The organism is Nitratireductor mangrovi (assembly GCF_007922615.2).
Taxonomy (GTDB): Bacteria; Pseudomonadota; Alphaproteobacteria; order Rhizobiales; family Rhizobiaceae; genus Mangrovimarina; species Mangrovimarina mangrovi.
In genome coordinates this window covers 1,505,623-1,523,627 of sequence record NZ_CP042301.2, presented here as the reverse complement: position 1 = coordinate 1,523,627, position 18,005 = coordinate 1,505,623, and the positions used below count along the sequence as shown (strand labels likewise).

Genomic DNA, 18,005 nt, shown 5'->3' with positions numbered 1-18,005 from the left:
TCTCAGGGCATGCCTCTGTCACAACAGCACAGGAGGCATGTCCGCCATCCTGGCTCCGTTGCCCAGGTCGATGGCGCTGCGCCAGATCGTTCGTGCGCGCAACAGCGGCACCGAGCGAACCGGCGCCGGACGCCCCTCCCCGATCGCCACCTCCTGCTCCCAGTGCGGCGGCTGTAAATCGCGGAACTCGACGTTGAGATGGACGTCAGCGTGCGCGTAGAGATGGCGAAGAGCGCGCGGTGGCAACGTGGCGGCGAGCCCGATATCGGGAACCCAGCCGGCTTCTTCCGCAGTGAGTTCCTCGCGCAGACTCTTGAGCCCGATCGCCATCATACGCGCCTGATAGCTGACCTCGGCGATCACATAGGCCCGCGTCCGGCCTTCGCGCAATGACGGCGCCTCCAGATCCGTGTCGGTCAGTTCGTTGAGCTTTCTGGCAAAGAAGGCCGCGCCCCGGCGCGCCAGCAGCAATTCGTCGGCCGGTGCGTTGGCGGCGTCGTAGCGCGCCCCGCTGCCCTGCCGCGCGCGCAACGCTTCGCGTGCGGCGAGGTCGGTGTCGGTCTGCTGCACGCCTACCGTCCTTCGATCCTGGTCCGCATGAAGTGCAACCGCTCCATGATCGGTGCATCGCAGAAGCGGAACAGGTCGAACTGGCTCTCGGCTTGCAGCAACCAGGGGACCCAGGACGGCACCACGAACATGTCGCCCTTGTCGAGCCTCGTCGTCTTGCCGTTGAGGACGACGGCGCCGCTGCCGTCGAACACCTGAAACACGGAAGATCCGACTTCGCGGCAGGTCGCGGTCTCTGCGCCGGCGCGTAGGCGATGAAACTCGCAGCGGATCGTCGGCATCACATCACCGCCGGTCGTCGGGTTCACGTAGCGGATCGCGGCGTGGCCCTGGGCGACCGTGGCCGGCTGGCCTTCATCCTCGAGCAGCAGTTGCTCGGTCAGGGCACGATCGGTGAACTCCCAGCGATAGGCACCGATAGGCGAGGAAACCGTATCCTGGAGCTGCGACAAGGGTCTCAGGCCGGGATGACACCACAGCCGCTCGCCGCGCGAGTAGTTGGGCGTCGCATAGTCGGTCACCCGGTCGGAACCGAACTCGAAAAAGCCGACATCCATCTGCTGGCTGAAGGGAATGTCGAGTCCGTCGATCCACGCCATCGGGTGGTCGGTGTCGTTGTGGTGGCCGTGAAAATTCCAGCCCGGCGTCAGCAGCAGATCGCCCCGCGACATGCGCACAGGGTCGCCGTTGACCACGGTCCACACCCCCTCGCCCTCGACGACGAAGCGGAAGGCGTTTTGCGAATGGCGATGCTCAGGTGCGGTCTCGCGCGGGCCGAGATACTGGATGGCCGCCCATAGCGTTGGCGAGACATAGGCGTTCGGCGCCAGGCCCGGATTGGCGAGGCCGATCGCTCGTCGCTCGCCGCCACGGCCGACGGGCACGAGTTCGCCCGACTTTTCCGCCAGCGGCAGCAGGTTCGCCCACTTCCAGACATGCGGGACAGCTTTCGACTTCGGGTGCACCGGCATCAGGTCGCCAAGCTGGGTCCACAGCGGGATCAGGTGCTCCTTTTCGAAGCCGGCGTAAAGGGCGCGCAGTTCCGGGCTATCCTCCGGCTGCATCGCATGCGCCACATTGTCGTGATCGAGCTGTTCGTTCATGACAGTTCTCCTTCGAGCATGGGGCCGACGGCCGCGCGTCGTCGTCGGCCCCGAGGGCAGAGGAATGGCCCGGGCATCATTCCCGTGGGCCGATCTTTGTTTCGATGGACCCTATCCCTTCTATGGTCACGACACATGTGTCGCCCTCCACAAGGGCGCCCACCCCCGCCGGCGTGCCGGTCATGATCAGGTCGCCCGGTTGCAGTTCGATCGAATGGGACAGGATCGAGATGATCTCGGGAACGGACCAGATCAAGTCGGTCAGGTCCGCGTCCTGCTTGACCTCGCCATTCACGGTCAGCCTGATGGCTCCTTCGGCGGGGTGTCCGACCTGCTCGACGGCGTGAACCGGGCCGATCACCGCGGAGCGGTCGAACGCCTTACCCCAGTCCCATGGCCGGCCTTTCTCGCGCGCATCGAGTTGCAGGTCGCGACGGGTCAGGTCGTTGCCCACGGCGTAGCCCCAGACATGGGATAGGCTGTCCTTTTCCGCGATATTCCTGCCTCCGTTTCCGATGGCCACGACCAGTTCGGCTTCGTAGTGAAAATTGTTCGTTTCGGGCGGATAGGGAACAGTCGCGCCGGTATCCACGACCGCATCAGCCGGCTTGGTGAAGAAGAAGGGGGGCTCGCGATCGGGATCGCGGCCCATTTCACGGGCGTGGGCGGCATAGTTGCGACCGACGCAGAAGATGCGTCGAACCGGGAAACGGTCGGACGTGCCGGCGACTTCGACGCTGGCGACGGGTGGTTGCGTAATGACGTAGGCCAAAAAGTCAGCTCCGTTCTAGCTAAATGGCGTGGGCCGTGAGGGCACGGACCTCGGAAATCCGCGCCTCAGCACGCGAGCGGCGTGTTCGCGATCGCCTGCCGGTCGATCTTGCCCGTTCCGGTCTTCGGCAACTCGGCAACATATTCGATCATGCGCGGCGACTTGTAGGGCGTCAGTTGCGATTTCACGTAATCGCGCAGCTTCGTGGTTCGCGCTTCGTCACCGGTCAGGCCGGGTACCAGGCACACCACCGCCCGCAGCGCCATGCGCCGGTCTCCGAGTTGCTGGGCCAGCACCGCGCATTCGTGCACGTCAGGGTGTTCATTCAGGCAACGTTCGACCTCCAGAGGCCAGACCCATTGGCCGGAAACCTTGATGAGGTCGTCGGCGCGGCCGAGGAAGTAAAAATAGCCGTCGCGTTCGACGAACCGGTCGCCGGTGTAGATCCAGTCGCCGCGTATGGTCTCGGCGGTCTTGTCCGGTCGGTTCCAGTATGTCGGCGCCGTGGAATGGCCGCGAACATACATCACGCCCTCTTCGCCGGGTTTGGCCTCCCCGCCTTCGGGTGTCTCGAGGCGGATTTCATAGCCGGGCACCCTGGCGCCCGCCGCACCTATGCGGTGGTCGTCAAGGGCATTGGACAGGTAGACGTGAAGCACCTCGGTCGAGCCCAGCCCTTCGGTCGGCCCGTGGCCGACCAGCCTCTTCCAGGCATTGTAGACCTCCTCCGAAAGGATTTCTGCTGCCGACATCGACTGGCGGATCGAGGTCAGGTCGCGGGCCTCGATCCCGCTGGTCCTCGCGAGTGCGGTGAAAAGCGTGGGCAGGCCAAAGAACACCGTCGGGCGATAGGCCTCGATCGCGTCGAGGACTGTTTCCGGACGCGGCTGCCCCGGCATCAGGAGCGTTGTCGCACCGCAGGCAAAGGGAAATATGAAGGAGTTCCCGAAGCCGTACGCGAAATAACCCTTGGGCACCGAATAGCAGATGTCGTCGGCATTGAGCCTGAGCACATGCTCGCCGAAGCTCTGCTGTACATAGGCCACGTCGTGATGCAGGTGGACGATCCCCTTCGGCCGTCCGGTCGAACCCGAGGAATACATCCAGAACGCCATGTCGTCCGGCCCGGTGTCGGCGCACGCCAATTCGCCCGGTTGGCCGTCGAGAAACGCATCTGCGGACCGAAAGCCTTCTCCGTCCACCGCACCGTTGGCGACGATAGTCTCCTCGAGCCGGGTTCCCTCGACTATCTCGCCACTGAAGATGTCGGCAAACTCGGCATCCACCACCGCGAGGCGGGCTTCCGTGTCCTCCAGGAAATAATTGAGAACGTCCGGCTTGGTCTGGATGTTGAGCAGAACCGGCACGAAGCCCGCCCGCACTGCGCCGAAGAAGGCGGCGGGAAAGACGGGTGTGTCGTCGAGGAAAAATGCGATGCGCTCGCCAGGGGTGAGTCCTGCCGCGGCAAAGGCATTGCCCCAGCGCGCAGCATCGGCGACGAGTTCGGCATAGGTTAGGGTTCCGGCCGGCCCGACAACGGCCGTCTTGTCCGGATTGCGCGCGAGGTTCTGCCACAGAACCTCCGAACAGTTGCGATGACGCGACCGTTGAAAGCCGATTTCGATCGCTCCCGGGATGTCCTCCGCGACCGGATCAACGATTGGCGTTTGGGCCGTGCGGCGGAGCGTCTCTGTGCCTGCCAAACTCGACATGTTTTCTCCCTGAATGGCTTGCGAAGCGCCAAGTTGCTGCAGCAACCGCGGCCAGATGTTTCCTCGAACCTGTCCGGCCGCGTCAGCCGGCCATCGCCTTGTGGTTCGCGTAAGCCGCGGCAAATCGCGGCGCGATCTGCCGCAAACGTTCCTCCGTCATGCGCCCCGATCGCATCAGGTAATCGCGGGCGAAATCCATTGGCGACAGTCGCATCTTGTCGCCGAAGGTCTCGTACCATTCGGCAGAGGTGTTGGCGGCATCGACGATCTTGCGTGCGATCGGCGCCCGCTCCGACTGGTAGGCGGCCAGCGCGCTGTCCAAATCGTCATGGTTCGCCAGGGCGTGAACCAAGGCGATCGCATCTTCCATCGCAAGGCGGGTTCCGGATCCGATCGAAAAGTGCGCCGTATGCGCGGCGTCGCCGAGCAGCGCGTACCGATCGCTGACCCAGGTACTGCACCACAGGCGTGGGAACTGGCGCCAGGTCGACTTGTTGGTGATCAGCGACGTCCCGCGCAGAACGTCGGCGAACAATCGGCTGCACAATTTGGCGCTTTCCTCTTCGCCCATGGCATCGAAGCCGTGCGCCCGGTACGTCGCGTCCTCGCACTCGACGATGAAGGTGCTGCGATCCGGCGCATAGCGATAGTGATGCGCATTCATCGGGCCCTTGTCGGTTTCGATGAACGTCTGGGTGAGCGTGTCGAAGGGAACCTTCGCGCCGAACCATGCGAAATGATTGCTGAAATGATCCAGGGTGGGGCCAAATCGCTCCTCCAGGGAACGGCGAACCAGTGAATTCAGGCCATCCGCGCCGATCACCAGATCGGCCTTCAATTCGTCCAGCGAATTGACCTGTGTGCCGAAGCGGATCGGCACGTCGAGTGCGCGCGCCCGCTCCTTCAACAGTTCGATGAGTTCGAGGCGTCCGATCGCGGTGAACCCGACGCCATCAAGGGTTACCGATTCGCCCGGCAGGTTCAGCGTCATGTTCTGCCAGCGTTCCATATGCGGCGTGATCAGGTCATGCGTCTCCGGATCGTCCGCCTTCAGGAACTCGAGCGCCTGGTGCGAAAAAACGACGCCAAATCCAAAGGTAGCACCCTCCGGGTTTTGCTCGGTCACTCGCACGCTCATATGCGGCAACAGCTTTCGCACGAGGATGGCGGTGTAGAGGCCGCCGGGACCTCCCCCCAATATTTCCACGCTCGTGAGCCTCGACATGTCGCCTCCGAAATCCCTGGACGTCAGGCAGAGCGTAGGCTACAATTCCAAATTATGCAACGAATTTTACATAGCAGAATTATTGCGTCACGCATGGCTATGCGGAAACGATGACTCGCTGCGTGACCGGAGCCTGCGGGATTGATATCGAGGCTGCGCCCCTGCCCCGCGCCGCGCCACCACGGAGAGCGAAGAATGGCTGACGAAACCACCCATGGGCTCACCTCGCTCGACACTGCTCTCGGGGTCCTCAATTACATGGCGCGGCAGAGCGGCCCGCTAACCCTGTCCGAGATCGCCCGGAGCTGCGGCATGCCGCCCAGCAAGACGCATCGCTACCTGGCGTCCTTCGTCAATGCCGGGCTGGTCAGGCAGGAAGGCAGGTCGGGCCGCTACGACCTCGGACCCAGCGCCATGGAGCTTGGCCTGGCGGCGATCGCCCGCCACGATTTCGTCAATCGCGCCGCTGACGGCCTCCCCGGTCTCGCGGGCGACACCTCCATGACTGTGCTGCTCGCGGTTTGGGCGAACGGCGGCGCAACGGTGGTGCGCTGGGAACGCGGGGTTACGCCGACTGTGACATCGATGGGGCTGGGGACCACCTTGCCGCTCCTGAACTCGGCCACCGGCAGGATTTTTCTCGCATGGGCTCCCAAGGCAGCGGTTCAGGCCACCGTTGAACGCGAGTTGAGGCGCGCGGCGCGAAACCCAGCGCTCGTTCCAGACATGAAGCCGACCAAGGCGGGCGCAGCTGAACTCGCCAACAGCATCCGTGCGAACGGCTTCGCGTCGGTGGACAGTCAATTCATCCCTGGCCTTGTCGCTGCCGCGGCCCCGATCCTCGACTGGCAGGGCGAGGCACAAGCCGTCGTGACACTGGTCGGGGTGGATCCAGCGGCCATCGCGCCAGGTGCCCCGGAGATCGAAGCCCTGCTTGCGTTTTGCCGCAACCATTCGGTCGTCAGGAACATCGCCTAGCCGCGACAGGTTTGCCTTAAGGCACCGGCGCGCGCTACAAGGGTCGGGGCCAAGGGCGGTATCGTTAACAGATTGCGGCCGTTAACTATTCGGTAAGGTTTCCCTTCCAACTTTCCGGCGCCTCCATAAGACTGTCACGAAAGAGCGTGGTCTGGGGGCGACGGTCATGACATCGATGGAAATTCGCGATCTCGGCAGCAGGATTGCCTGGGTCATTCTGGGACTACTCGTGGCGGCGATTGCGATCCGCTACGGCACGCTGCAGAAAGGGCTGCAGCTTCTTGAGAAATACCCGCCCGATTTCTCCGCGCCCGGCTGGCTCCGGCTTGCCGGCTCGACGCTGGCAGCGTTTCTCATCTACCTTGCACTGAAGCCAGCGCGCGGCCAGACGCGGTCGTTCCTTGACGGGACGCCGAGTTCGCATCTCCCCGCCGCACTTTCCATCACGGCGGCTGCCATCGTGTTGGCTACCATGGCTGCAGTCATCTTCATTCCGGATCGGCTTTACCCCTGGGTCACCGACGCGGCCGCAGTGCAGACGATTTCCGAACTGTTCCTGGCCGGGACAATCGGCTTTGCCGTCTACGCGGCGGTGCGTTCGCGCCAGGTCGAAGGTGCCAAGATCGGGGTCTTGCCGGCGCCTCTGCCCTTCGCCGCGATGGCGGTGGTGTCCCTGCTCATCCTCGGCGAGGAAATGTCCTGGGGGCAGCACCTGATCGGCTGGGAAACCCCCGAAAAATTCGCCGGAAACATCCAGAACGAGACGAATCTCCACAATTTCTACACGTATCGGTTCGAGACCGCCTACTATCTGGCGGCACTCGTCCTGTTTTTCGTGCTTCCCTATGCGTGGGTCCGCCGACCCGGACGCCTGCTCTCCATGATCGCCTTCTTCGTTCCGCCGGCCGGCTTCATGCTGATTGCCGTGCCGATCTCGGGGCTTTTCTACGAATATTGGAACGTCGTGCCGATGCAGATCGCCTTTGCGCTCGGCGTCATCCTGCTGCTCGACGCCGCTTTCGACAAAGCGCGCGGAACACCGGCCCAGCGCGTATGGGCGGGTACCTGGGCGCTCCTCATGCTCGCCTCGCAAGCCGTGTTCCTGCTCTACGGCAGCCGCATGACGGAAGGCCACGAACTTTCCGAGATCCGGGAGTTCCTGATTTCGTTCCTGATGTTTGTCTATCTCGGCTGGCTGCTCTGGCGCATCCGGCAGGCTCGCGTGGCCGCAGGCCCTGCGCGGACGTAGCTACTAAGGTCATACGTGCCGCGTTCGCGGCGTGATGATCTGGTGGCAAGCCTGCGCTTCGCGTGCTATGCGCCGGCGCAATCGTCAGCAAAGCAGACCAGAACCCGCCCATGACCGCGCCACGCGTTTCCTTCGTCAGCCTTGGTTGTCCCAAGGCGCTGGTCGATTCCGAACGCATCATCACGCGGCTGCGTGCCGAGGGTTACGAGATTGCCCGCAAGCATGACGGCGCCGACCTCGTCGTCGTCAATACCTGCGGCTTCCTGGATTCGGCGCGCGATGAATCGTTGGCCGCGATCGGCGAGGCCATGGCCGACAACGGCAAGGTGATCGTCACCGGCTGCATGGGCGCCACGCCGGAACTGATCCGGGAAAAACATCCCGGCGTGCTCGCGATCACCGGTCCGCAAGCCTATGAGAGCGTCATGGCGGCGGTGCACGAAGCCGCACCGCCGGCGCACGAACCTTTCGTCGACCTGATGCCGCCGCAGGGCGTGAAGCTGACACCGCGCCACTACGCCTACCTGAAGATTTCGGAAGGCTGCAACAATCGCTGCTCCTTCTGCATCATCCCGGCATTGCGCGGCGATCTGGTGTCGCGCCCGGCGGCCGACGTGCTGAGGGAAGCCGAACGGCTGGTCAAGGCCGGTGTGAAGGAAATTCTGGTGATTTCCCAGGACACCAGCGCCTACGGGGTCGACGTCAAATACGCGCCGAGCCTCTGGCAGGAGCGCGAGGTGCGTACAAAATTCCTCGACCTGGCGCGCGAACTCGGCGAGATGGGCGTGTGGGTCAGGCTCCACTATGTCTACCCCTACCCTCACGTCGACGAGGTGATACCGCTGATGGCGGAGGGCAAGGTGCTGCCCTATCTCGACATTCCGTTCCAGCACGCCTCGCCGGCGGTGCTGAAGAACATGCGCCGCCCCGCGCACCAGGAAAAGACGCTGGAGCGAATTCGCCGCTGGCGCGAGATCTGCCCCGATCTTGCGATCCGCTCGACCTTCATTGTCGGCTTTCCCGGCGAGACCGAAGAGGATTTTGGCGAACTGCTCGACTGGATGGATGCGGCGAAGATCGAACGCGCCGGCTGCTTCAAATATGAGCCGGTCGCTGGCGCGCGCGCCAACGAACTCGGCCTCGACGAAGTGCCGGAGGAGACAAAGACCGCACGCTACGACCGCTTCATGGCCCGGCAGCAGGCGATTTCGGCCAGCCTTCTCAAGAAGAAGATCGGCAGGCGCCTGCCGGTCATCATCGACGAGGCGCATGGCACGTCGGCCCGCGGACGCTCGCAGTTCGATGCGCCGGAGATTGACGGCGCCGTTCACATCAGCGCACGCAGGCCGCTCAGGACCGGCGACATCGTGACCGTCAAGATCGACCGCTCGGATGCGTACGACCTCTTCGGTCAGGCGGTCTGATCGTCAGCCGGCCGCCTCACCGCCGAACTGAGCCTTGAAGAACGGTAGCTCCATCGCCAGGACGCGATCCTTCTCGTCGGCGCGCTTTGCCGCCGGCCGCGCTTCGATCCGGGACATATACGCCTTGAAGGCATCGCGTTCCGGGAGGACCTTCAGCACCTCCATCGTGTAGCCGATGGCGCTGCCCATCTGCACATCGGCGGCGGTGAAGCGGTCGCCGCACATGAAGGCGTTCGTCGTCAGATGTTCTTCGACATGGCGGACCATGTCGTCGAACAGACCGAAGGAATAGTCGTTGCTGACATAGTCGAGCCCGTGGACGCGGGCGCTTACCGCCGGATCGAAAACGGCGTCGGCATAGACCAGCCATTTGAGATATGCGGCACGCATCGGGTCGCTGATCGCGGGCGCCAGTGCTGCCTCTGGGAAGGTGTCGCAAAGATAGATGGTGATCGCGGCACGCTCGGTGACGATCCTGCCGTCGTGGTCGATCGCCGGCACCTTCTTGTTCGGCTGGATGGCGCGGTAGGCTTCGGGCGCCCCGCCCTCACCCCTGATGTCGACGATCTCGAGTTTGTATTCGACGCCGAGTTCTTCCAGCAGCCAGAACACGCTGGACGAGCGGGACCAGGGCGCGTGATAGAAGGTGAGCATATTGCCGTTTCTCCGTTCCGATCAGCGTTTCTAGCACCCGCCTCCTGACGACCGACTGTCAGGAGCCGGATGTCAAAAGCAGCATAAAACGAAGAAGGGCGCCCTGCGGCGCCCTTCCCGTCTCACCGGCTACCCGGCCGAGATTACTGCGGCAGCTTGTCGTCCACGCCTTCGACGTAAAAGTTGAGACCGAGCAGGACGCCTTCCTCGGCTACCTCGCCGTCGGCGAGCCAGTCGGAGCCGTCCTGCTTCTTCACCGGGCCGGTGAAGGGATCGAACTCGCCCGACTTGATCTTGGCTTCGGTCTCCTCGGCCAGCTTCTTCACGTCGTCAGGCATGTTGGTATAGGGCGCCATGACGACATGGCCCTCCGCCATGCCGGCCCAGACATCGACCTGTTCCCAGGTGCCTTCCATCACCGCCTTGACGCGTTCGGTGTAGTACGGACCCCAGTCGTCGATGATCGAGGTGAGCTGGGTCTCAGGCCCGAACTTGATCATGTCGGAAGCCTGGCCAAAAGCCTTGATGCCGCGTTCGGCCGCAACCTGCATCGGGGCGGTCGAATCGGTATGCTGGGTAATGATGTCGACACCCTGGTCGATCAGCACCTTGGCAGCGTCGGCCTCCTTGCCGGGATCGAACCAAGTATTGGCCCAGACCACCTTCACCTTGAATTCCGGATTGACCGACTGTGCGCCGAGCACGAAGGCGTTGATGCCCATGACCACTTCCGGAATCGGGAACGAGGCGATGTAGCCGGCAACGCCCGCTTCCGACAGGCTCGCGGCGATCACGCCCTGAACGTAGCGGCCCTCGTGGAACTTGGAGTTGTAGGTCGAGACGTTCGGGTGCTCGCGCTTGAAACCGGTCGCATGTTCGAACTTCACGTCCGGGAACTTCGCCGCGACCTTGTTGGTGGCGTCCATATAGCCGAACGACGTGGTGAAGATGATGTTGCAGCCGGAGCGCGCAAAACGTTCGATGGCGCGTTCGGCGTCAGCACCTTCCGGCACGCTTTCGAGATAGGCCAGTTCGACCTTCTCCTCGCCACCTAATGCCTCCTGCATCTCCAGCGCACCCTGATGGTGCTGATAGGACCAGCCGAAGTCGCCGATCGGTCCGACATAAATGAAGCACGCCTTGGCCTTCTCCTGTGCGCCCGCGGCTCCGGCGGCCAGAAGCACGGCAGTTGAGGCGGCCAGTGCAAGCAGTGTTTTTTTCATGGTGTTATCCTCTGTTGGTTTCTCTTCCGGGGTTTCCATCCCTTGTCGTTCTAGCGATCGGGCACGAACGGCCGCCCCAGCGAGGCCGGCGTGTTCATCATGGTCAATCGCCTGTTTCTGGAGATTAGTACGAGGACCACGATCGTCGCCAGATAGGGAAGCGAAGAAAGGAACTGCGACGGGATCGACTTGATCATCTCGGCCAGCCAGTAGAGGGGCGCGGGCAGTCCGATGAGATCGCTCAGATTGGTGGCCTGAATGTGAAGCTGGGCGATTGTGATGGCGCCGAAGAGGTACGCGCCGGCCAACACCCGCCAGGGACGCCACGAGGCGAAGACTACGAGCGCCAGAGCGATCCAGCCGCGCCCGGCCGTCATGTTCTCGATCCACTGCGTCGTGTAGACGAGCGAGAGCTGCGCACCGGCGAGCCCGGCGCAGGCGCCGCCGAACATGACCGCGAGATAGCGGATTCCGATCACCTTGATGCCGAGCGCATGGGCCGATGAGTGGCTGTCGCCGACCGAGCGCAGCGTCAAACCGGCCCGGGTGCGGAACAGGAACCACATCACACCGCCGGTCAGAAGCAGCGAAATGTAGAACATCGGATCCTGACCGAAGAGCAGCTTGCCGACCAGGGGCAGGTCCGACAGCCCCGGAATGTGCAGGACGCCGAGCTTCACGCCGGGCTGCCCGACGAAGGCCTCGCCGATCATGCCGGAAATGCCGATGCCGAGCAGCGTCAGCGCCAGTCCGGTCGCCACCTGGTTGGTCACCAGCGTCAGTGCCAGGAAGCCGAAGAGCAGCGAAAACAGCATGCCGGCAATCGCCCCTGCGAGGATGCCGAACCAGGGTTGGCCGGTGGTCAGCGCCATGCCGAAGCCAGCGACGGCGCCCATCAGCATCATGCCTTCAACGCCGAGGTTGAGCACCCCGGAGCGCTCGACCACCAGTTCGCCGATCGCCGCCAGAAGCAGCGGCGTCGCCGCCGTTGCTATGGTGAGAAGGATTGCTTCAGCCATGCCCATGAGCGGCCTCCGTGGCAACGGGTTTTTCGGGGGCGGCCGCTGGCGCGGGCCGGACCAGGCGCACCTGGTAGTGGATCAGCGTGTCGCAGGCGAGCACGAAGAAGAGCAGCATGCCCTGGAACGCGCGCACCGTCTTGTCCGTCACGCCGATCTCGATCTGGGCCGCCTCGCCGCCGAGATAGGATAGTGCCAGGACCAGGCCGGCGGCGACGATGCCGAGCGGGTTCAGCCGTCCGAGAAAGGCCACGATGATCGCGGCAAAACCGTAGCCGGGCGAGATCTGCGGCTGCAGGCGGCCGATCGCGCCGGAGACCTCGACGATGCCGGCAAGCCCCGCCAGCGCGCCGGACACGAGGAAGGCGAAGATGATCGTGCGGGTAGCGGAGAAGCCGCCAAAGCCGCCGGCGCGCGGGCTCTGGCCGATGACCTTGACCTCAAATCCCTTCAGCGTCCTCGACATCATGTACCAGACGGCGACCGCGGCGATGACAGCGAAGACGATACCCCAATTGGCCCGGCCGGAAGCCGGTAGTAGTTCGGGCACGATCGCCCAGGAATGGAAGGCGGGCGCCTGCGGGAAGCTCATCGCCGCCGGATCGCGCCACGGACCACGCACCAGCCAGTCGAGCACCAGTTGCGCGACATAGACCAGCATCAGCGAGGTCAGGATCTCGTTGGTGTTGAACCGCGCCTTGAGCAATGCCGGGATCGCCGCATAGAGCGCGCCGCCGATCGCCCCGCAGACGAGCATCATCGGCAGCACGGTCCAGTTCTGGAAATCCGGGAAATAGAGCGGGATCACGGAGCCGACGATGGCGCCCAGCGTGAACTGGCCTTCCGCGCCGATGTTCCAGTTGTTGGACTGGAAACAGACCGAAAGGCCGACGGCAATCAGGATCAGCGGTGCCGCCTTGATCGCCAGCTCATGCAGCGACCACATCTCCGTCAGCGGTTCGATGAAATAGGCGTACAGGCCCGCGACCGGGTTCTTGCCGAGTGCGGCGAAGACGATCGCGCCTGCGACCACCATCAATGCGAAGGCGAGAAACGGAGACAGCGCCGAATAGAGCTTCGACTGTTGCGGACGCTTGATGAGTTCGATGCGCATCAGGCAACCTCCGCCGGATGATCGTGTTGGACGTGGCCGGGTTCGGCGCCGCCCATGAGCAGGCCGATCTTCTCGAAGGTCGCCTCGGCACGCGGCACCGGCTTCGACAGTTCGCCGTTGTGCATGACGGCAATGGCGTCGGAAATCTCGAACAGCTCGTCGAGATCCTGGCTGATGACGAGTACTGCGGAGCCGGATCGCGCGAGCTCGATCAGCGCCTGACGGATACGCGCCGCCGCTCCTGCGTCGACACCCCAGGTCGGCTGGTTGACGACCATCACCGACGGTTTGCGATCCAGTTCGCGGCCGATGATGAACTTTTGCAGATTGCCGCCAGAAAGCGCCGATGCTGCCGGGTCTTCCGCGCTTTTCCTGACGTCCATGATCTCGTTGATGCGCTTCGCGGCGGCCGAAAGCGCGCCGGTGCGAACCGTTCCGAGCGCGCCGAGGAAGGCCTTGGCATCCGTGGTGTGGCGCGAAAGGAGCAGATTGTCGGAAAGCCGCATGGCGGGCGCTGCGCCGTGGCCGAGCCGCTCCTCCGGAACGAAAGCCGCGCCCATCAGCCGGCGCCCCGAAATGCCCTTGAACCCGACTCCCTCGCCGCGAATGCGCACGGCGTCGGCACGACCCTGCGTGACTTCGCCCGATACCGCCTCGAAGAATTCGCCCTGACCGTTGCCGGCCACACCGGCGATGCCGATCACCTCGCCGGCGCGCACCGTGAGCGATATCTTGCGCAGCGGGATGGAAAACGGCGTGGCTGGCGCCCGGTCGAGCTTGTCGACCTCGAGCAGCGCCGCGGCTGAACCCGTCTCGACCGGTTCGCGCACGACCGTATCGACCTCGTTACCCACCATCATGCGCGCCAGCGACGATGCGGTCTCCTTGCTGGGGTCGCAATGGCCGACGACCTTGCCGTGGCGAAGCACGGTGGCGCGGTCGCACAACCGCTTCACCTCCTCGAGCCGGTGGGAGATGTAGAGGATGGACTTGCCTTCGCCGCGCAGCCTTTCCAGCGTCTCGAAAAGCTTGTCGGCCTCCTGCGGCGTCAACACCGAGGTCGGTTCGTCGAGGATGATCAGATCCGGTGTCTGCAGCAGGCAGCGGATGATCTCGATGCGCTGGCGTTCGCCGACCGACAGGTCGCCGACCAGCGAATGAGGATCGAGCGGCAGTCCATAGCTGTAGGAAAGCGCCTGCGCCTTGGCCGCGATCGTCGAGATCGGCGTATCGGAGGCCAGTGACAGCGCGATGTTCTCGGCCGCCGTCAACGCCTCGAAAAGCGAAAAGTGCTGGAACACCATGCCGATGCCGAGCTTCTTGGCCTCGCTCGGGCTGGTGATGCGCACCGGCTTTCCCTGCCAGGAAATCTCGCCGGCATTGGGCTCCAGCGAACCGAACAGCATCTTCACCAGCGTCGACTTGCCGGCGCCGTTCTCGCCGAGCAGCGCGTGGATCTCGCCTTTTGCGATGTGGAGATCGACGCCGTCGCAAGCGCGCAAGGTCCCGAAAATCTTCGTCAGACCACGGACGTCGAGAAGGGCATGGCCCAGCCGAGCGTTGTCACCCGCCAAAGTGGTTCCCCTTATTTTTCAGTTTGTTCCCGACATTGATCGTAGGCGCGGCCTTCGCCTAACGCAAAGCGGTTTGCACCTTGAAAGTGCTTCAACAATTCCAACGCAATATCAGGGGAGCAGGATCGTTGCGCCGGTTGTCCGTCGGCCCTCGAGATCGGCATGGGCGCGCGCCGCATCCTTCAGGCTATATCTTTGATTGACTTCGATTTTCACTGCACCGCTCGACACCACGTCGAAGAGATTCCCTGCAGTGGATTCAAGGTCCTCGCGCTTGGCGACGTAGGTGAAAAGCGTCGGCCGAGTGGCAAACAGCGAGCCTTTTTGTGAAAGTATTGCAAGGTTGAAAGGCGGAATCGGGCCGGAAGACTGCCCGAAGCTGACGAACATGCCCAGCGGCCGCAGGCAGTCGAGCGAAGCCGGAAAGGTGTCCTTGCCGACCGAATCGTAGACGACATCGCACATGCGCCCGTTGGTGATCTCCCGCACGCGCTCCACGAAGTCTTCACTCCTGTAATTGATGACGTGGTCGAAGCCGTGCGACTTGGCAAGCTCGGCCTTTTCCGCCGAACCAGCGGTGCCGATCACAGTCGCACCGAGATGCTTTGCCCACTGGCCGAGGATCAGGCCGACGCCGCCCGCGGCGGCGTGATAGAGGATCGTGTCGCCAGCCTTTACCTTGAACGTGCGGCACAGAAGGTATTCCGCCGTCATGCCTTTCAGCATCATTCCCGCGGCCTGCTCATCGGCGACGGCGTCGGGTGTCTTGACCAGCCGGTCGGCCGGCATGACACGCTTCTCGGCGTAGGCGCCCAGCGGGCCGACATAGGCGACCCTGTCACCCGGGCGGACATGGGTCACGCCCTCACCCACCGCAAGCACTTCGCCGGCTCCCTCGTTGCCGGGCGTGAAGGGGAGTCCGCTCGGTGCCGGGTAAAGCCCGGTCCGGAAATAGACGTCGAGGAAGTTCAGTCCGATCGCGCTGTTGCGCACCAGCGCCTGCCCCTTGCCAGGGCTGCCCACGTCGACCTCCTCGTAGCGGAGGACCTCGGGCCCGCCGGTTTCGTGAACGACGATGGCTTTAGGCATTTGTTGTTCCCCTCGCTCCGAGACCAGGTAGAAGCTGCATGATCCCGCCGATGACGTAGAGATAGATGCCGGTCGCGGCGATGCCGACCTTGACCAGGATATGGGCGTTCATGTCCTGCAGCAGCGCGATCGCCCCGAACAGGCACCATGCAAGAAAGACCGGCAGATTGATTGCCCGCAGCCGCTTCACCCTTACAGGGTGCAGGAAATTCATCGGCACGAAGGTGAGGATGCCGGAGACGACCACGACGGCGAAGGACGCCCATTCGCCCGGTTCGATGACGAACAGGGTGAACACCACCATGTTCCAGACCACGGGAAAGCCCTTGAAGAAGTTCTCCTTGGTCTTGATCCCGGTGTCGGCATAGTAGATGGCGCTCGACACCACGATGATCGCCGCTGACAGGAACGAGAGGCCTTCGCCCATGAAGCCGCGCTGATAGAGCGCGAAGGCGGGGATCAGAACGTAGGTGACATAGTCGATGATGTTGTCGAGCATGTCGCCCGACCATGTCGGCAGGATTTCCTTGACCTGCAGCTTGCGCGCGATCGGGCCGTCGATGCCGTCGACCAGCAGTGCTAGCCCTAGCCACCAGAACATCGCGGTCCAGCGTTGCTCGCTCGCCGCGACCAGCGAAAGGAACGCCAGGAAAGAACCCGAGGCGGTCAGGAGATGTACGGAAAAGGCCCGCGTCTGCGGCCAGGTGACCTTCTTTCCAGCCTTGGGGAAGCGTTCGGCGATCTTCCGGCCGATGACGTTCTTGCTCACGGTCCGCGCCAGTCCAGCTTGCAGATTTCGGCCGAGCGCCCGGCAAAGTTCCAGTTGCGTCCGAAGGCGCGCATGCGGCTCTTCTCGGCCTTTGCAATCGTGATCTCCGGCGCGATCCAGTATTCGGAATTTGAGATTACGGTATCGGTTTCACGATCCTTGCCGGGGATCGGCGTCACTGCTCCGTCGATGATTTTCGGAATCGTGAACACCCGCGTGCGCTCGCGGGTCTCGTAGGAGATCGGCGCTCGCTCGATCCCGAGAAAATTGCCGACGAGGATCGAAAGCAGCGATGTCGTGCCGCCCGCCTTGCCCGAAAAGATCTTGCCGATAGCCTTCTGGGCGTAGATCGAGGCGCGTTCGTCCACGAAGAGGCCGGCCGTCCAGTTGCCGCGGCTCATATAGCCCGGAATTTCCATGACCAGGCCGAGATTGAGTCCCGACAGGTCAACATCGCCGAAATGGCCCTGGTCGATGCGGAACCCGGCCCACGTCTGGCAATAACCTTCGGTCGGTGGATGGTTGCCGAGCGACAGGACGCAGGGGCAAAAGACCGTGCAGTTGCACGACAGAACCAGTTCCCCCTTCATGGTCCAGCTGTGGTCTGGCATCTGTCGCGTGGTTCCTCCGTTCACGCGGACAGTACAAGCAGGCTTCCGGCCCAGACAAGCAATATCGCACCGGCCGTCCGTCTGAATGTCGGTCCGCTCGCCTGCTTCTCGATAACGGCGGAAAGCGCCAGCAACGCCATCCAGAACGGGTTCATGACGCCGACCGCGAACATGACCAGCATCAGCGCCCAGCAGCAGCCGAGACACCAGATGCCCTGCAAGACGCCGAGGCGGAATATTTTCGGTGCGCGATCGCTCCAATGGGCGAAGAGCGTGGCGAACGGGTTACGGCATTTAGCAAGGCAGGCGTCCTTCAGCGAGGTGAACTGATAGAGGCCGGCAAACGCCAGCGCGATCGCCGCTGCCGCGACCGGCAGCGGCCTGATCCCCTCGGTTCCTGTAGACGCGCCCAGGACCGAGGTCAGCATGGCGAAGCCGAAGGAGGCCGCCAGCCACGTCGCGAGATAACCCGCAACCAGCACCAGGGGATGGACGACCGGCGCGCTCTTTCCGCGTGCGGTATCGGCGATCTCGCAATAGGTAGCGATCATCGGTGTGGCCGAGGGCAGCATCATCGCCACCGACATCAGGAACCACATCCCCGCCAACGCAACGAAGCGCCAAAGGTCGGCATCGGCCCCGGCGGGAAACACGCAAAGACGCAGGAGCCATCGAGCCATGGCTGGCAGTTCCAAATGGGGCAACCAGGCAAGAATGTCGGTGCCGGGGCCATTTTCCAGCGGCGAAAGCCGCGACAATTCCAGCGCCATGGCGAACATCATCAGCCACGCCAGCGCGGTCAGCAGGATCAGTGCGGCAACGACACCCAGGCCCGGGCGGCGCGCGAAAGCGCCGACGCCGCGGCCGGTCCGATCCAGGCTGGGAAAATCTTCACTCGCGTCGGACAAGCGCCGCTCCC

General features: G+C 63.5%; 17 protein-coding genes. 3 read left to right on the top strand and 14 right to left on the bottom strand.

Going from position 1 to position 18,005, the window contains the following annotated elements; translation table 11 throughout:
• Positions 1–18: 18 nt before the first annotated feature.
• From FQ775_RS07420 to FQ775_RS07400, 5 genes are all read right to left on the bottom strand, one after another.
• Entirely contained in the window at positions 19–570 is a 552-nt protein-coding gene (locus FQ775_RS07420; RefSeq protein WP_146301019.1) for a maleylpyruvate isomerase N-terminal domain-containing protein, read from the bottom strand.
• A 2-nt stretch (positions 571–572) separates the two neighbouring features.
• Positions 573–1,673, bottom strand: a complete 1,101-nt coding sequence (locus FQ775_RS07415) for a cupin domain-containing protein (RefSeq protein WP_146301020.1) — start codon at positions 1,671–1,673, stop codon at positions 573–575.
• Between the two features lie 76 nt (positions 1,674–1,749).
• Positions 1,750–2,445 carry a fumarylacetoacetate hydrolase family protein gene (locus FQ775_RS07410; RefSeq protein ID WP_146301021.1) on the bottom strand — a complete coding sequence of 232 codons (696 nt, stop codon included), beginning with the start codon at positions 2,443–2,445 and terminating at the stop codon, positions 1,750–1,752.
• Between the two features lie 65 nt (positions 2,446–2,510).
• Positions 2,511–4,157 carry a benzoate-CoA ligase family protein gene (locus FQ775_RS07405; protein ID WP_146301022.1) on the bottom strand — a complete coding sequence of 549 codons (1,647 nt, stop codon included), beginning with the start codon at positions 4,155–4,157 and terminating at the stop codon, positions 2,511–2,513.
• Positions 4,158–4,239: 82 nt separating this feature from the next.
• A complete protein-coding gene (locus FQ775_RS07400; RefSeq protein ID WP_146301023.1) occupies positions 4,240–5,382 on the bottom strand; it encodes an FAD-dependent monooxygenase in 1,143 nt (380 codons plus the stop codon).
• A gap of 195 nt (positions 5,383–5,577) precedes the next feature.
• On the opposite strand from FQ775_RS07400, the gene FQ775_RS07395 reads away from it, so the two are divergent.
• From FQ775_RS07395 to rimO, 3 genes are all read left to right on the top strand, one after another.
• Complete coding sequence (locus tag FQ775_RS07395) at positions 5,578–6,360, top strand: IclR family transcriptional regulator (RefSeq protein ID WP_146301024.1); 783 nt, start codon at positions 5,578–5,580, stop codon at positions 6,358–6,360.
• A 166-nt stretch (positions 6,361–6,526) separates the two neighbouring features.
• On the top strand, positions 6,527–7,609 hold the full coding sequence (locus FQ775_RS07390; RefSeq protein ID WP_146301025.1) for a hypothetical protein: 1,083 nt from the start codon (positions 6,527–6,529) through the stop codon (positions 7,607–7,609).
• Between the two features lie 110 nt (positions 7,610–7,719).
• Positions 7,720–9,033, top strand: coding sequence for a 30S ribosomal protein S12 methylthiotransferase RimO (gene rimO, locus FQ775_RS07385; RefSeq protein WP_146301026.1), 1,314 nt, complete (start codon positions 7,720–7,722; stop codon positions 9,031–9,033).
• A gap of 3 nt (positions 9,034–9,036) precedes the next feature.
• Here rimO and FQ775_RS07380 read toward each other — a convergent pair whose 3' ends face one another.
• The 9 genes from FQ775_RS07380 to FQ775_RS07340 all read right to left on the bottom strand — a co-directional run bounded on the left by FQ775_RS07380 (position 9,037) and on the right by FQ775_RS07340 (position 17,994).
• On the bottom strand, positions 9,037–9,687 hold the full coding sequence (locus tag FQ775_RS07380) for a glutathione S-transferase family protein (protein ID WP_146301027.1): 651 nt from the start codon (positions 9,685–9,687) through the stop codon (positions 9,037–9,039).
• Between the two features lie 143 nt (positions 9,688–9,830).
• Positions 9,831–10,910: a BMP family ABC transporter substrate-binding protein gene (locus tag FQ775_RS07375; protein WP_146301028.1), complete on the bottom strand. Its 1,080-nt coding sequence runs from the start codon at positions 10,908–10,910 to the stop codon at positions 9,831–9,833.
• A gap of 50 nt (positions 10,911–10,960) precedes the next feature.
• Positions 10,961–11,935: an ABC transporter permease gene (locus FQ775_RS07370; protein ID WP_206064838.1), complete on the bottom strand. Its 975-nt coding sequence runs from the start codon at positions 11,933–11,935 to the stop codon at positions 10,961–10,963.
• Positions 11,922–13,043 (bottom strand): ABC transporter permease, encoded by a 1,122-nt coding sequence (locus FQ775_RS07365; RefSeq protein WP_146301030.1) that lies wholly within the window; start codon positions 13,041–13,043, stop codon positions 11,922–11,924. Before FQ775_RS07365 ends, FQ775_RS07370 begins: the two co-directional genes overlap by 14 nt.
• Entirely contained in the window at positions 13,043–14,617 is a 1,575-nt protein-coding gene (locus FQ775_RS07360; RefSeq protein WP_167812805.1) for an ABC transporter ATP-binding protein, read from the bottom strand. Before FQ775_RS07360 ends, FQ775_RS07365 begins: the two co-directional genes overlap by 1 nt.
• A 111-nt stretch (positions 14,618–14,728) precedes the next feature.
• Entirely contained in the window at positions 14,729–15,706 is a 978-nt protein-coding gene (locus tag FQ775_RS07355) for a quinone oxidoreductase family protein (RefSeq protein ID WP_146301031.1), read from the bottom strand.
• Positions 15,699–16,475: a phosphatidylcholine synthase gene (gene pcsA / locus FQ775_RS07350; protein WP_167812803.1), complete on the bottom strand. Its 777-nt coding sequence runs from the start codon at positions 16,473–16,475 to the stop codon at positions 15,699–15,701. The genes FQ775_RS07355 and pcsA overlap by 8 nt, the downstream gene beginning before the upstream one ends.
• The gene (locus FQ775_RS07345; RefSeq protein ID WP_146301033.1) at positions 16,472–17,086 is read right to left on the bottom strand and encodes a DUF1326 domain-containing protein; all 615 of its coding nucleotides are present in this window, start codon (positions 17,084–17,086) and stop codon (positions 16,472–16,474) included. The genes pcsA and FQ775_RS07345 overlap by 4 nt, the downstream gene beginning before the upstream one ends.
• A gap of 20 nt (positions 17,087–17,106) precedes the next feature.
• Positions 17,107–17,994, bottom strand: coding sequence for a DUF2182 domain-containing protein (locus FQ775_RS07340; protein ID WP_246730291.1), 888 nt, complete (start codon positions 17,992–17,994; stop codon positions 17,107–17,109).
• Between the last annotated feature and the right edge of the window lie 11 nt (positions 17,995–18,005).